The organism is Variovorax sp. LjRoot175 (assembly GCF_964253805.1).
GTDB lineage: Bacteria > Pseudomonadota > Gammaproteobacteria > Burkholderiales > Burkholderiaceae_C > Variovorax.
On record NZ_CAXURY020000003.1, the window covers coordinates 330156 to 344219 of the forward strand.

The 14064-nt window shown below is 63.8% G+C and carries 12 protein-coding genes; 9 read left to right on the forward strand and 3 right to left on the reverse strand.

Going from position 1 to position 14064, the window contains the following annotated elements:
* Positions 1-1458, reverse strand: coding sequence for an ATP-binding protein (locus ACSQ89_RS39415; RefSeq protein ID WP_436297568.1), 1458 nt, complete (start codon positions 1456-1458; stop codon positions 1-3).
* 269 nt (positions 1459-1727) lie between these two features.
* Entirely contained in the window at positions 1728-3104 is a 1377-nt protein-coding gene (locus ACSQ89_RS39420; RefSeq protein WP_436297569.1) for a replication initiation protein, read from the reverse strand.
* 492 nt (positions 3105-3596) lie between these two features.
* Between ACSQ89_RS39420 and ACSQ89_RS39425 the strand changes: the two genes are divergently transcribed.
* The 8 genes from ACSQ89_RS39425 (at position 3597) to ACSQ89_RS39460 (ending at position 12027) form a co-directional block, all read left to right on the forward strand.
* Positions 3597-4838, forward strand: a complete 1242-nt coding sequence (locus ACSQ89_RS39425; protein WP_436297570.1) for an AAA family ATPase — start codon at positions 3597-3599, stop codon at positions 4836-4838.
* Between the two features lie 216 nt (positions 4839-5054).
* Entirely contained in the window at positions 5055-6158 is a 1104-nt protein-coding gene (locus tag ACSQ89_RS39430) for a ParB/RepB/Spo0J family partition protein (protein ID WP_436297571.1), read from the forward strand.
* Positions 6159-6436: 278 nt separating this feature from the next.
* On the forward strand, positions 6437-6724 hold the full coding sequence (locus ACSQ89_RS39435) for a FitA-like ribbon-helix-helix domain-containing protein (RefSeq protein ID WP_436297572.1): 288 nt from the start codon (positions 6437-6439) through the stop codon (positions 6722-6724).
* The gene (locus tag ACSQ89_RS39440) at positions 6721-7134 is read left to right on the forward strand and encodes a type II toxin-antitoxin system VapC family toxin (protein ID WP_436297573.1); all 414 of its coding nucleotides are present in this window, start codon (positions 6721-6723) and stop codon (positions 7132-7134) included. The genes ACSQ89_RS39435 and ACSQ89_RS39440 overlap by 4 nt, the downstream gene beginning before the upstream one ends.
* 331 nt (positions 7135-7465) lie before the next feature.
* Positions 7466-7732 carry a hypothetical protein gene (locus ACSQ89_RS39445; protein ID WP_436297574.1) on the forward strand — a complete coding sequence of 89 codons (267 nt, stop codon included), beginning with the start codon at positions 7466-7468 and terminating at the stop codon, positions 7730-7732.
* The gene (locus ACSQ89_RS39450; protein WP_436297575.1) at positions 7669-9666 is read left to right on the forward strand and encodes a phage integrase family protein; all 1998 of its coding nucleotides are present in this window, start codon (positions 7669-7671) and stop codon (positions 9664-9666) included. The genes ACSQ89_RS39445 and ACSQ89_RS39450 overlap by 64 nt, the downstream gene beginning before the upstream one ends.
* 165 nt (positions 9667-9831) lie before the next feature.
* Positions 9832-10944, forward strand: coding sequence for a PDDEXK nuclease domain-containing protein (locus ACSQ89_RS39455; protein ID WP_436297576.1), 1113 nt, complete (start codon positions 9832-9834; stop codon positions 10942-10944).
* Positions 10945-11055: 111 nt separating this feature from the next.
* On the forward strand, positions 11056-12027 hold the full coding sequence (locus tag ACSQ89_RS39460; RefSeq protein WP_436297577.1) for a hypothetical protein: 972 nt from the start codon (positions 11056-11058) through the stop codon (positions 12025-12027).
* A gap of 127 nt (positions 12028-12154) precedes the next feature.
* Here ACSQ89_RS39460 and ACSQ89_RS39465 read toward each other — a convergent pair whose 3' ends face one another.
* Positions 12155-13057, reverse strand: coding sequence for a LysR family transcriptional regulator (locus ACSQ89_RS39465; protein WP_436297578.1), 903 nt, complete (start codon positions 13055-13057; stop codon positions 12155-12157).
* A 118-nt stretch (positions 13058-13175) separates the two neighbouring features.
* Here ACSQ89_RS39465 and ACSQ89_RS39470 point away from each other — a divergent pair, with 118 nt between their 5' ends.
* A complete protein-coding gene (locus ACSQ89_RS39470) occupies positions 13176-14063 on the forward strand; it encodes a cysteine hydrolase family protein (protein ID WP_436297579.1) in 888 nt (295 codons plus the stop codon).
* The last annotated feature ends 1 nt before the right edge of the window (position 14064 follow it).

The window sequence follows — 14064 nt, forward strand, 5'->3', positions numbered from 1 at the left end:
TCAAGCCCAATAGGGAACGTATTCCGCGAATTTCTTGCCCGCGCCGAGGTCCTTGCGCTTGATTCGCCCTGCCCCCACCGCGTCACTGATCAGATTCGTGACCTGGTTGCGCTGCTTCTCGTTGAGCTTGAATCGTCCCCTCAAGGTCGTATTGGTCAGCGTTTGGCTGGAGAGGTATTGAAGCGCGGCGTGTTGATAGCAAGCTTCGATACGTTCGGTCATCGACATGTCCGTGAACTTGCGCGGCGCACCGATCGTGACCCTAAAGGCGTTTTCCTGCGGTGCCAGCACGAGAGGCGGCAGGCCGAACAACTCAATGGTGCGAACGATTTTCTGGAACCCCGTGCCCCGCTCTTCGCAGATCCGGTAGCGCCGAAAAGACGAGGCCAGCTTTTCGTTCCTAGACTCGGGAGTCGTCCCGATCAGGCGATCGGGCTTCTTGCCGGGCAGCAGCGTGCCCGGGCTCGTCACCTCGATGCGGTCGTCGTAGATCTCGACCATCGGGCCTGCGCCGGTCACCGTGAAGTCCTGGTGAATCAGGGCGTTGGCGATCAACTCGCGCAGTGCCAGTTCGGGGTACATCGACACTTCGGTGCGAAGCGATTGCTGGATGACCTCGGAGTGCGGCAGCACTTTGCGCAGGTGGCCGATCAATCCCTCGAAGCCGACGGCATAGCCGCGCCGGCCAGGCAACTCGTCGATGGTCTCGACCTTGTTGGTTCCGCGGTACCGTATGACGCGGATGCGCTTTCTCTCGAGGTCGGGAAAGTCCTCCAGCTTCCGTGCGGCAGCCACGGCACCGAAGTTCGTGATGTAGTGGCCTCGTCCGTCCGGGACGGTGACGCCCTCTGCGGCGAGCCAATGGGACAGGTCCTCTGGATCGCCTGGCAGCGGACGCTGCAAGAGACCAGCGATCGCATCAAGGTCGAGCAGGCGTTGCACCTCTTCCAGGTCGATCAGAGGCGACGCGCGCAGCTCCTCCCACCGCGGCGCCGAGCTGTTCATGAGCATGCCACCGACTTCTTGGCGCGAGGCCTTGCGGGTTGTGCCACCCGAGCGGATCCAGGCTTCCTCTATGGACTTGCCACGTCGGTGAACCGGCTTCGTGGGCTGCTCCGGCACGTGGACCAGAAGGACCGCGACACCGCGGTAGTCGACGACCCCATGGTCGATCGCCAACGGCGGCTCCAGCGCGTCGCGTCCTAGATTGGCGAGCGTGTTGGTGACTCGGGCAATCGTGTCGGCATCGACGCCGACGGGCGCGCCATCGTCATCGATGCCGAAGACCAGCGTGCCGCCGTTCGGATGGTTTCCGAACGCCATGAGGTGCTCAGCCAGTCGGTCCTTGTGCACCGAGAGCTGCGTCTTCCAGTCGAGCTCGTTGATCTCATGGGGCAACGGGGTCAGGGTCTCGTCCAGGTTTCGCAAGGCGGCAGTGACCCAGTGCTTTGTCGCCATGTATAAGTAACCCGTTGATTTGATTGGAGTTTTGCCGATCGTCCGGATTCGGATGTGATAAGGCCGAACCCGTTTTTCCCTACGACGGAGCCCAGGGCATCATGATTCAGATGTGAAAGCAAGCCATTGATTTTATTGAGCTTTCCGTGCTCCTTCCGGTTTCGCGGAGGAAACCGCGAGAACCCTGAGCCGTCTCTTCAATGGATGAAAGTTGGCAGTCACTCCCGTTCATTTCCTTCGTGCGATCAAGCCGCAGGCGTCGGGCGATTTCACGCGTTCGGCGCGGCCGCAATAGTAAGCAGCTCCTTGTCCGTGGGCTTGTTCCAATTCGGACCATAGGCGCCAGCGGCGTAGAAGCTGACCATCTCATGGCGCACCATGGGGTGGGTCCAGCCCTTCCCGACCAATCGCTGAATCACGGCCGGGTGCGCATTTCGACGCACCAGATCCTCCTGGAGTCCTTGCACCAGCTCGGCCTGACGTTCCGAAGGCAGTGCAGCCAGTTCGGCCGCCAACAGCTCGATGCGTTCCGCAAGCCATTTCTTTTCCCATTGGGCCAGCCTGTCGCTCGGTGCCACGCGCACGACTTCCGGCTCCTTTGCCGCCACGGCCTTCTCGCTCGCCTCTTCCTGCGCCGCCAGATGGCCGGGCAGCACGCTTTTCAAGTAGCGCAGCGGATCGCGCAGCGGCTCCGGAAAGGCGGTGGCCGCGCGTTTCTCGACCGCCTCGATCGCGGTGGCGACGGCCGCGTCGCCGAACTCCTCGATCAGTCGCTCGATCCGGGTGTGGTCAATGCCCAGCCGCTCCGCGCTCGCCAGGACAGCGACATCGACCGGCTCGGCGGCCGAGCGTTGCTGCAGCGCCAGAACCCGCTGAGGCTTCTTGCGTACGGTGAACTGAAGATCAGAAACGAACCGCCCCGCCTTGAACTCGAGCATCTCGATCTCGATGTCCGCCAGGGCATTGATTTCGGCGAGCGCGGGCCGCAGGGTATCGCGCTTGAAGATGCGGTACTCGAGGCGCTGCAGACGTTCATCGTCGGGCCGCCCCAGCAACACGGGCCGCCACCAGGTCCATGCCTTGCGTGCCGTCTGCCCGACACCCAGGTAACGGGAACAGATCTCGTAGAGCGCCACCGCGGGATGAGAGCCCAGTTGCGAGATGACTTCCAGCGACAGCTTCGCAAAGATTTCCGGATCCAGCAGTTCGTTGCGCATGTTCACCGCATACGACCATTCGACCCAGACCTGTCCGCGTTCCTTGGTGAGCCTCGCGTGCGAGAGCATGCCGCACACATCCCACGTTTGCCACTCGCCTGCAGTGGGTGACTGCCACTCCACCAGCGTGGTGATCATTGAACGCAGGTGCGTCTTGATGATCTTCATGTCCCCGCTGTTGTAGTCGAGGCCTTTGACGATGTCAGTCAATGCGGCGCGAAACGTTTCTCGCTCCAGTCCCTGGTTCTGTGCGATGTGAAGCAATACATTCCATGTCCTGCGACCCAACGCGGTGATCTTGTTGTTCTGGGGCACCAGCGCCAGCGAGAACACGGGCTTGAGCAATGGCACCGGCCCGCGCGCGGGCGTCGAAACTTCTCGGCTTGCTCCTGTGATCATGGCGCGACTGTAGCGCAGCGGGGCCTTCATGTGAAACGTCGATTCACTTGTCGCAATCGCGCTTTCCGCATGCCGGTCACCGTAAAAGCTCCGCTTTCAGCGCCGGCACTCCTGAGCCTCAGGCGACCTGGCTCACTGTAAAAGCTCCGGTTTGGCGGCTTCACAGGACAAGATTTGGTTGGGAGGCCGGGTCGACGACCGGGATTTCAGCTTTACCGTATCCACTCTCCCTGCGGCCTGAATGGGCTCCGCATCCCACCGTATCCACTCTGACATCGACTGGAAAACCTCCACAGTTCACCGAGAGGTCTCCAAAAATACGCCTAAGTCGTTGATTTTATTGAATATATTTCTCGTAAAGGATTAAAGGGCTTAAAGGTATTTGACCTCTGAAAAGTCCAGCGCCGGGCTTCTGGAGCTTTTTCAGGAAAGAGGATTGAGGGATTGGACGAAACTTCGTCCGTTTGCGCAAAACACGTCTAACACGCACAATCGCGCCGTCAATCACCAACTCGTTCAATGATGGAAATTCGACCCCAAATCACGCTGGCCAGCGTGCACCAGCAGGCCGAGGATGCGGCAGCGATGTTGTCGAGCATTCGCTCGGCGATGCTGGCGCCGATGGTTCGCAAGGCCGCGCCGTCCTTCAGCGCCGACCAGGTGGCCACCCTGTGCGAGGCAACTTCGCGAGGCTCGTTCGCCCACCGTGTCGCGAGCCGCAAGGATATGCCTTCGGGGACATTGGTGTCCAACGGTCGCAAGAGGCTGTTCACCTTGGCCGAGACGCGCCAGTGGGTCCGGGATTACCGCAAGGAGATGCTGCGCCCCGAAGGTGCAGAGGCGATCACGATCTCCATCGCGAACTTCAAAGGGGGCACCACGAAGACCACGACAGCCATGACGCTGGCCCAGGGGCTCACACTGCTGGGCCACAAGGTGCTCGTGATCGACACCGATCCTCAGGCCTCGCTGACCACCCTCTTCGGCATCCTCCCCGATGTCGAGATCAGCGCCAAGGACACGATCATGTCGCTGGCCGATGGCTCATCCATGACCGTGCGGCCGATGATCCGAAGCACGTACTGGGACGGACTGGACCTGGTGCCAGCCGCAAGCTCGCTGTTCGACGCCGAGTTCATGCTGCCCTCCCGGCAAGGCAAGGAGGGGTTGTCGGGCTTCGAGTTCTACAGGGTCCTGGATCTCGGGATCGATGACGTGCGGGCGGATTACGACGCGATCATCATCGACAGCCCCCCTGCCCTGTCCTACCTGACGATCAACGCGCTGATGGCGGCCAACGGCATCATCATGCCGCTACCTCCTGAGACGCTGGACTTCGCCTCTTCCACCCAGTTCTGGTCCCTGTTCTCCGACCTGACCCAGACCATGCTGGAAGGCCGCGGACAAACCAAGAACTTCGATTTCATCAATATCCTCCTGTCTCGCGTACCGCCCAAGGCTGGGCGCGGCGCATCGACGACAGCGGATGCCGTGCGGGAATGGATTGGCGCCACCTACAAGGAGAAGGTGTTGCCATTGGAGATCCCGCGCACGTCGATCGCCTCCCAAAAGTCTTCCGGGTTCGGGACCGTCTACGACAGCGAGGCGGGGGATGCCAAGGACAAGACGTACAAGCGTGCCCGGGACGCCTATGACCTCTTTGTACAACACATCGAGGTCTCGATTCGAAATGCCTGGGCAAGGCAGTTGCCGGCCCTGGCAGGGGGTTTGTACGGTACAAACCCCCTGCGGGTGGAGGCGTAGGAGTCCAGGATGTGGATGAATCGGGCCCGATCAGCTTCTCAAGCGCGAGCCGCCTCGAGGGGTTTGTACGGTACAAACCCTCTGGTTCCCGGTGTCGCACCGGGAACCAGATATTCGTTCGTGCAGAGGTTGGTACCGCGCAAAAAGACCACAAGGCATGTACGCCCTGGCACCGCGGCGCAACGCGCTGGATAGAACAGAACAAGGAAATCGGCAATGGCGAACAAAGACTTGGTAAAACGCGCGTTCAGCGTCACGGCAAATCTCCCCATCCCCAGCCAGCATCGGCGGGACGGCACATCAGCGTCGGACGCAGCGGAGGAGGGCACAAGGGTTTCCGAAGCCCCCGCCACCATCGCGCCATCCATGCCCAACGAACAGGTTGCGGCTTCCGCGGCGCCCAAGACCGGGCCCGGCTCCATGTTGGCCTTCATGACCGAACAGTCCGAAGTGCATCGTGAGGTAGTGCGCCTTCGCGAGCGCCTGAGCGAATTCGACGGCGCGCAGGCGACGCGCCATATCGATCCCAAGCTGATCAAGGCATCCGGTTGGGCCAACCGGGATCTGTCGCACTTCAAGACGGAAGCCTTCACCCGTTTGAAAGAGGAGATTGCGAGTGCAGGCGGCAACGTCCAGCCGATCAAGGTGCGCCCGATAGGGGGTGCGGCCGCAGGATCGCCGAGCTTCGAGATCGTGTTCGGCCATCGTCGGCATCAGGCGTGCCTGGAACTGGGCCTCCCGGTGCTGGCGCTGGTACAGCAAGATATGAAGGACGCCGAGCTCTTCGTCGAGATGGAGCGCGAGAATCGGGAGCGCGAGGATCTCTCGGCGTGGGAGCAAGGGGTCATGTACATGCGTGCGCTGGAGCAGGGCCTTTTCCCGTCCGCCAAGCAACTGGCCGCCGCGATCGATCGGGATATGGGCAACATCAGCAAGGCGATGGCTTTGGCCAAACTGCCGGGTGAGGTCGTCCGTGCGTTCGGCTCGCCCTTGAATCTCCAGTTCCGTTGGGCCACGCCACTCAAGGATGCGCATCAGCGCGATCCCGAGGGTTTGCTTGCCGCATCGCGTGAGCTCGCGACTCGGGTGCCTCCGCCTTCGCCGGCGGAGGTCTTCGCCGAGCTCACCGCGCAGGGCGGCGCCCAGCGGCAAGCGCCAGGATCCACAACGGAATGGAAAGACGACGACGGCAAGCGCATCGCCTCGCTCGTCGTCGACCGCAAGGGGAGACCGGCCCTGGCCTTTGATCAGCCGATGGCCGAGGCCCAGCGCCGAAAGCTGGTCAAGCTGATTGATGGTTTCGTGGGCAGCAAGGCCTGAGAACCGATCCGCAGAAAAAGGTGGCGCCTCACACACTTTCGTGGGCAAGCGAAAGGCGCGGGATCGGCCATGTCCCGGACCTCCTGAATCAGCGCGAAAGCGTACGCGCGCCCCGTGGCAGGCTGACCCGGAGGGCCTCGTTGCTCATTTCCGAAAGCGGCTCGCGGCGTCGGCAAACCTCGTGGGCAGGACATAGCTGGGCACCCAACTTGACGCAGCGACTTGTAGGGGACGGGAGCGCGCGCTATCATTGCTAGCAAACTAAAGGAATGACAGCAATGTCGACGATCACCATCCGCGATATCCCCGAGGACACACACGCGGCCCTCAAGGTCATGGCAGCCGACGCGCACAAAGGCGGTCGGCGCAGCGTGGAAGGCCTCGCCCGGACGCTTCTGGTCGATGCGACGCGCAGAAGGGGGCCGGGCCTGGGCAGTCAGCTCGCCGCCATTGGCCGTCAGTTCCAGGCCAGCCTCGCTGGCGCTGGGGAAGGCATGGGCAACGAGGAGATCGATGCCCTGTTCAGGCGCTCGGGTGAGCAGAACGAACCGGCGACGTTCGAATGATCCTGCTCGATACGAACGTCCTGTCAGAACCTCTGAAGCCTCACCCCGCCCCCGCCGTGATCGCCTGGCTGGACGACCAGGTGGTCGACCAACTGTGCATCAGCGCCGTCACCGTCATGGAGATGCTCGACGGCGCGGCGCGCCTGGACGTCGGCGCCCGCAGGTTGCGTCTCGAGGAAGCCATTAACAGCCTGATTGCGCGATTCAGATGCTTGCCGTTCGACGAGTTCGCCGCCCGGTCCTATGCGCAGATGGCGGAAAGGGCGCGTCGGGCAGGGCACACCATTTCCATGGGTGACGCCCAGATCGCGGCCGTTGCGCACGCCAATGGCATTGAGGCGGTGGCGACCCGCGACGCCGGGCCGTTCGAGGCGATGGGCCTGCAAGTGCTCAACCCATGGACTGCGTAGTTGGCCGAGTGCCCACGGTGCTCACTGGACGGGCCGGCAGAGCATCGTCGACTACTACCGGCGCAACCGGACTTAATCTCGCTTTCAGAGCAACGTGCTACGACTCACCGAGATAAAAACCCAACGCCATCAATGACTTAGGAAGATGACCTCAGAAAAGTGGCGGCGCGTCGGCTAAAAATCGCATTGATGATTATGTGAATACCTCGCAGAATAGATCGCTCGTAGGCCGACCTTGCTCGCCCGGAAGCGGCGAGGGCCGTGCCGGTTCGAACCCCCGCGGCTTGCGTTGCAAACCGTCCAGCTTTAAATCGGCTATCTTCGTCACGCCATGACCGCCGTCCCCACGCCATCGCAGCTCGCCCAAATTGACGACGAGCAACTCGCGCACCTTGCCATGAGCTGGCGCACGCGCGCTGGCTATGGCGACCGGGACGCCTTCGGCGTCGCGCATGCACTCGAAGTCGAGCGGCGCCGTCGTCTGCGTCAGAGCCAGTTGCAGCAGCTGCCTGCCGAACCGATGGCGCCTCGCCCGTGGTGGAAGTTCTGGTCGACCTCGCCGTCGGGCTCCAGCGACGGGCCGATGTCCACCACGTGAAAAAGCCACCACCCCGCAAGCTGCATCGCGGGCACTTCGCCTTCATGCGGGCGCTGGCCCAGGGGCTGGACGAGCGGGCCAGTTGGGACCGGTACCTGCGGCTCGAAGGCGAGCACACCGACCTGCGCACGGTGCGCCGGACCATCGCCTGGATCCGCGACGCATTTGCGGCGGCGGCGCGGCGCGAGCAGAAGCCGGGCACGGCGCGGCTGATTCTGCTCGACCCGGACCGCTTCACCGCGGCGCCGGCCCTGCCGAGCCTGGCCGAGTTCGCGGCCGCGCAGGGCCTGGAGGACTTCTCCGAGGCCGAGCAGATCGAGGCCTACGAAGCCGCCTACCCGGCTGGGGGTGGGGGAGGGCAGGACGGTAACAAAAGCGCTGGGTCGGCCCGGCCTTCGCGCCGCGCCCGCGTCATCGATCACCAGTTGCAGGCGCTGCGCTGGCTCGAGGGCCTGGTGGTCCAGGACCCGCGCCCAAGCGACAGCGTCATGGCCTGGTTGCACCCGTCCCTGGCCGCCCGGCTCGCGCGCGCCGGCTTGCCGACCCTCGTCGCGGTGGTCGAGCGCATCAACGGGATCGGTGCCCGCTGGTGGGCCCAGGTGCCCGGGGTGGGTGAGCGCAAGGCGGCCCGGATCCTGGACTGGCTCCATGCCAACGAACAGATACTCGGCCTGCGTATCGGCGTGCACGTCGCCACGCCGCGGGCGCAGCTGACAGCGACGGCCTTGGCCTCGGTGGTGCCTGCGGCGACGGCGCTCGTACCCTATGAAAAATTCGTGCTGCCTGCCGAGCTCGATGGCAGCGAGGGGCGCTACCGCGCGCCACAGGCGAAGTGCCTGGTCCTGGCGGTCAACGACCATGAAGCCATCGGCGCCTGGCTGGCCGCCCAGCGGCCGGGTGAGGGGAACAGGGAACTTTCGTCGACCCAGCGCTCCTATCGCAAGGAAGCGGAGCGACTGCTGCTCTGGTCGATCCTCAAGCGGAAGAAGGCGTTGTCTTCGTTGTCGGTGGAGGATGCGAGCGCCTACTGCGGCTTTCTTGCCGACCCGCCGTCAACCTGGTGCGGGCCGCGGCACCATCAACGCTGGTCGCCGATGTGGCGGCCGCTCGAAGGGCCGCTGACGCCGACGGCGCTGCGGCAGGCCCTGATCATCCTGCGCAGCCTGTTCGCCTTCCTCGTGAGCCAGGGCTACGTGGTGGCCAATCCGTTTGCGGCGGTGACGCTTCCGCAGAATCCGCAGCGGCCGTTGGGCTCGGGTCGGACCCTGAGCTTTGCGCAGTGGGACTACATCGATGCATTGCTGCAGGACCATGGCGACACGGAAGCCGGGCGACGTCTGCGACGCGGCATGCGCTGGGTCTATGCCACCGGGCTGCGCCTGGCCGAAATCACGACCATCAAGTGCGAGGACCTCGAGCAGGTCGAGTACAAGGCGGCCAATGGAGCGACGACCACCGGCTGGCTGCTGTCGGTGACCGGCAAGGGCGGCCGCAGGCGGCAGGTGCCGGTGCCGGTGGAACTGGTCGAGGAGCTCGGCGACGAGCTGGCGCGGCACGGCTTCGAGCGACAGGTGGGGGCGGTCAGCAACCAGGGCATCCATGTGATGGCGCGCTTCGACATGGAGCTCGAGCGGCCGGTAGGATGGTCGGCTTCAGGGCTCTACCAGGCGCTCAAGGCGTTCCTCGCGCAGGCTGCAGCCAGTGCCGAAGGCGTTGACGCGCAGCAACTGAGAAAAGCCAGCACGCACTGGCTGCGACCTACCCACGGGTCCCACGCGCTGCAGGGCAGGGAAGGGCAGTCGCCCGCACCGATTCAGGTGGCGCACAACAACCTGGGGCAGGCATCGCTAGGGACAACGTCGATGCATCTGACGACCGAAAAGGCGACCCGCCTGACGGCGATGCGGGGGTTTTGGAAGTCAGATCAGGACTGACTCAGGATTTTTCACCCGATGATTTGCACATTCAAGCAGCGGTTCGCCACTGATGGCCATAAGAGGATTCGGGCAGCATATTCCGGCAGCGCGCAGCTCGCCTGTGCTCGCCGTCGAACGCGAGGCCGGTGACCTGGTGGGCGAATTGCGCAAAGGAACATCAGCGTGAACTCCCGCAAAGCGACGTCGAAGGCACGTGCGCCCGTCGCTCAGGTCATGGTCCAGTCTGGCGCTGCAGAGCCCATCGAAACCTCGTTCGCTGAGGTGGTCGGCCTCATTGAGCAGGCCAGGCGACGGGCGTACCAGGCGGTCAACACCGAACTCGTCGACCTGTACTGGCAGATCGGCCAGTACATCAGCGGCAAGCTGGCCGCAGCCGTTTGGGGTGAAGGCGTGGTGGACCGCCTGGCGCAGCATCTGGCGCGCACGATGCCAGGGCAACGCGGCTTCACACGCAGAAACCTGTTCAGAATGCGGCAGTTTTTCGAGGCGTACGACGGCGACGAGAAAGTGACACCGCTGGTGACACAACTGCCGTGGACGCACAACTTGATCATCCTGACGCAGTCCAAACGCCCCGAAGAGCGCGAGTTCTATCTGCGCATGGCCGTGCAGGAACGTTGGGGCAAACGTGAGCTGGAGCGGCAGTTTCGGCTGGCCGCCTTCGAGCACGCGGTACTCGCTCCGCCGAGAATGTCACCGGCGGTGGCACAAACTCATGGCGATGCCGCAGCCGGCGTCTTCAAGGATGCATACGCGGTCGAATTTCTGGGCCTGCCGGCTGACCACACCGAGGCCGACCTGCACCGGGGCCTACTGGGCCAGCTGCGTGCCTTCCTCACCGAACTGGGCCGTGATTTCTGCTTCGTCGGCTCGGAGTTCCCGGTGCAGGTCGGCGGACGTGATTTCGCACTCGACCTGCTGTTCTTTCACCGCGGCTTGAACTGCCTGGTCGCGATCGAGCTGATGGTGGACCGTTTCGAACCCGAGCACCTGGGCAAGCTCAACTTCTACCTCGAAGCCTTGGACCGGGATGTGCGCAAGCCACACGAAAACCCGGCCATGGGCGTGTTGCTGTGCGCGTCGAAGGATAGCGAGGTGGTCGAGTACACACTGAGCCGGACACTGTCGCCGGCACTCGTGGCGCAGTACCAGACGCAGTTGCCGGACAAGCAGATGCTGGCGGCCAAGCTGCATGAGTTCTATGTCTTGAACGCGCCAGAGCCCGCTCCGGCGGTGCAAACACCCAGCCGGGGGACTAAGGACGAGGGCAAGTGACGGCACTGCTACGTGTTTGACATTGGCCAACACCCACCCCCCACAGGCCTGCGCATCGCATGCGCGGGCCCTTGCGTCGGCCGGTGACGGTTTGCGCCAGAAAATCTTCCCATGGCTGGTCTCGATTGCGCTATGCCTGCCCCCCAGGGCGATCTCGTTGGCTTGGCCCTTGACCTTGCCATCTCGCCTGCCGGCCGGGTCTACCTGGAGATTGCGCGCGGCGTTACCGACGCCCCGGCGTCGCCCGCGGCAACGCGCATTCGCAAGGCCTTCGAGCGCAGCGGCGCGCATGCCTTGCTGCAGCTAGGCGCGGTGGAATTGGGCGGCGCCCTGACACCCGCGCTTGCCTTCGGCCGCGAGTTCGCGCATCTGTTCATGGTGCGGCTGACCGCCCTTGCCACATTGGCCGAAGACTGGGCGAGCGTCGCACGCCCCCCGCGCAGCGCTGGAACAACTGGCCGCCGCAGCGCCTCCAATGACGGGTGCGGAATACCTCGACGGCGCGGTGCTCGATGCATGGTGGGTATCTCCATCAAGCGGAGCCCGCCTATGAGCGAGAACAGCAAGATCGAATGTTGCAGCGCTGGCCAGAGAGCGGCCAAAAGCAGGGGGGCATTTTTGGCAGAAAGTAGGAGCATTGCGACCCCACTCCGACGGAGAAGCGCGATGCGAATCTCAATCCAGGCCTGCATTGAAGGGGAGGGGAGCCAGCCCTCGAAAGTCATCACGGTAGGTGTCATCGAACGTGAAGACCGGTTCGCGCCGGGATCCGGCTTGGGACTGTTCATGCGCGAAACTCACGCACTGCTGAAACAGCTTCAGACCGTCGTCCTTGACGAACAGGTCGATCAGTTTGTTCGCCGATCTGCGCGCTGTTTCGCCTGTGGTGCGCCGCTTGGGATCAAGGACACAAAGCGCTTGGTCTACCGCACGACATTCGGCAATGCGAGCCTGCGCAGTCCGCGGTTCTACTCGCGTTGCAGTGGGTGCGGCTTCTGCTCGAGTGACAAGGCAACGGTCTCGTCGCTCGCGCATGCGCTACCGCAGCGCGTGCATCCCCAGTGGAGCTGGCTCCAGTGTTGATACGCCAGCGTCATGTCGTACCGCCTCGCGCAAATCTTTCTGCGAGATGCGTTTCCGGGCGGAAGTCAGCTTCCCAGTTGTCGTTCTTCACGACTGGGCGCACTCTGTCTCAGCAGCTTTGCGCTACCTAACCCCCCAGATCCCCCAACCTCTTCCTCAAGAACTCCGCAAACGCATAAGCAATCACCGGCAGTTGCCTCCCCCGCAAGCTCGCCAGCACCATCTCCCCTTTGGGAAACCCGCGGTCCTCGATGTCGCGCGCTACGATGTTGCGGTCGTCCCATGCCGCGCCGATGGCCATCTGGAACGAGATGGACTGGCGGTCTTCCAGGCAGCCGCGCAGGAACTCGAAGCTGTTGCTCTCCACCATCGCGTGCATTTTTGTCGAGCTGCGCGCCAGAAAGCGCTCCAGCAGCTGGCGGCCGCCGGTGTCGCGGTTGGGCAGCACCACTGGGTACTCGGCGCAGTCACGCAAGCGCAGGGCCGCGGCGCCGCTACGTGCCAGCGGGTGCTTGGCATGCATGATGGCCATGAGCTTCTGTTCGACGATGCTCGCACGGTCGATGTCGACCTCGGGCGCGAGGTTGAACACCAGCGCCAGGTCGGTCTCGAAGTTGCGCAGCGCCCGTGCGGCTTGCACGTGGTCGCCGATGCGGATGTCGAAGCCGACCAGGGGATGTGTTCGCCGAAACTCGCCGATCACGCCGGGCAGAAAGTGCGGCGCCAGCGCCTGGCTAGCCACCAGGCGGACGCTGCCGCGGCGCAGGCCTTGCAGTTCCTCAATCTCCGAGCGCACACGCTCGAGATCAGCGGCGCGGCCGCGGATATAGCGCACGAACAGCTCGCCGGCCGCGGTCAGGCGCATGCCGCGCGGTAGGCGCTCGAATATCGGCGTGCCGAGCTCGTCCTCGATGTCCTGAATCCGGCGGTTCACGGCCGAGGGCGCCACGTGCAGCCGCTCGGCCGCCTGGCGTATCGAGCCCACGCGGGCCACTTCGTCGACGTAGCGCAGAAGGCGCAGATGGTTCATGTGGCGCATCTTGCAACGATCGTGCCTCGAAAGAACGTTGCCGTTTCGGCAACGCAGTAAGCGCGATAAAGCGGCAAACCGGCGCGACGTTGGGCACGTCGCGTGCATGGCATGGGGCATGAAAGCTCCATCGCGTCCCCCACGCCCCAAGTTGGCGCCGAAGCTGCCTGAATCGGAGGCATCATTCGGCCCGGCCGTGCACAACGCCTGGCACTTGCAGGGGGGCAACCGCGTGAGCTTCGTGCGCAAGGCACGCAAGCCGCGGCCGCTGCTGATCGCCGATGCCGCGCCGCAGGCCGTCGAGATCGACCTGGGGCGCACCGCCGTGGTCGTGGTCGACATGCAGAACGACTTCTGCCACTCCGAAGGCTGGTTCGCGCAGAAGGGCCTGGGGACCAAGGCCGCGCGCAAGCCGATCCCGGTGTTGCAAGCGCTGTTGCCGGCCTGGCGCAGGGCGGGCGGCGCGGTGGTGTGGCTCAACTGGGGCATTCGCGCCGACATACGCAACCTCGGCCCCACGGTTCAGTTCAAGGGCAAGCGCACAGCCGATGGCGTGGGCTATGCCGAGCATTCGCCGCTCGACCATGGCCCCTCGCTGGTGCAGGGCTCGTGGGGTGCGCAGGTGGTCGACGAGCTTACCGTGGCGCCATCCGACGTCACCGTGCACAAGCACCGCCTCAGCGGCTTCTGGGACAACGAGCTTGACACGCTGCTGCGCCAGCAGGGCATCACCACGCTGCTGTTCACCGGCATCAACACCGACCGCTGTGTGTTCTCGACGCTGCAGGACGCCAACTTCCTCGGCTACGACTGCGTGCTGCTGCAGGACGCCTGCAGCACGCCGTCGCCGGCCTACGTCACCAAGGGTGTGCTCTACATCGTGCAGTTGTTGCACGGCTTCGTCGCGAGTGCCGCGTCGCTGATGCGGGCACTTCCGACTTCTTCTTCTTCTTCTTCTTCTTCTTCTTCTTCTTCCACGTCGTCTTCCAAACCCCAGGAGTCCTGAA

Bases quoted from the DNA above. Each gene is read 5' to 3' on its own strand.
- ACSQ89_RS39415 (WP_436297568.1), bottom strand. From the start codon at position 1,458: ATGGCGACAAAGCACTGGGTCACTGCCGCCTTGCGAAACCTGGACGAG.
- ACSQ89_RS39420 (WP_436297569.1), bottom strand. From the start codon at position 3,104: ATGAAGGCCCCGCTGCGCTACAGTCGCGCCATGATCACAGGAGCAAGC.
- ACSQ89_RS39425 (WP_436297570.1), top strand. From the start codon at position 3,597: ATGGAAATTCGACCCCAAATCACGCTGGCCAGCGTGCACCAGCAGGCC.
- ACSQ89_RS39430 (WP_436297571.1), top strand. From the start codon at position 5,055: ATGGCGAACAAAGACTTGGTAAAACGCGCGTTCAGCGTCACGGCAAAT.
- ACSQ89_RS39435 (WP_436297572.1), top strand. From the start codon at position 6,437: ATGTCGACGATCACCATCCGCGATATCCCCGAGGACACACACGCGGCC.
- ACSQ89_RS39440 (WP_436297573.1), top strand. From the start codon at position 6,721: ATGATCCTGCTCGATACGAACGTCCTGTCAGAACCTCTGAAGCCTCAC.
- ACSQ89_RS39445 (WP_436297574.1), top strand. From the start codon at position 7,466: ATGACCGCCGTCCCCACGCCATCGCAGCTCGCCCAAATTGACGACGAG.
- ACSQ89_RS39460 (WP_436297577.1), top strand. From the start codon at position 11,056: ATGGCTGGTCTCGATTGCGCTATGCCTGCCCCCCAGGGCGATCTCGTT.
- ACSQ89_RS39465 (WP_436297578.1), bottom strand. From the start codon at position 13,057: ATGAACCATCTGCGCCTTCTGCGCTACGTCGACGAAGTGGCCCGCGTG.
- ACSQ89_RS39470 (WP_436297579.1), top strand. From the start codon at position 13,176: ATGAAAGCTCCATCGCGTCCCCCACGCCCCAAGTTGGCGCCGAAGCTG.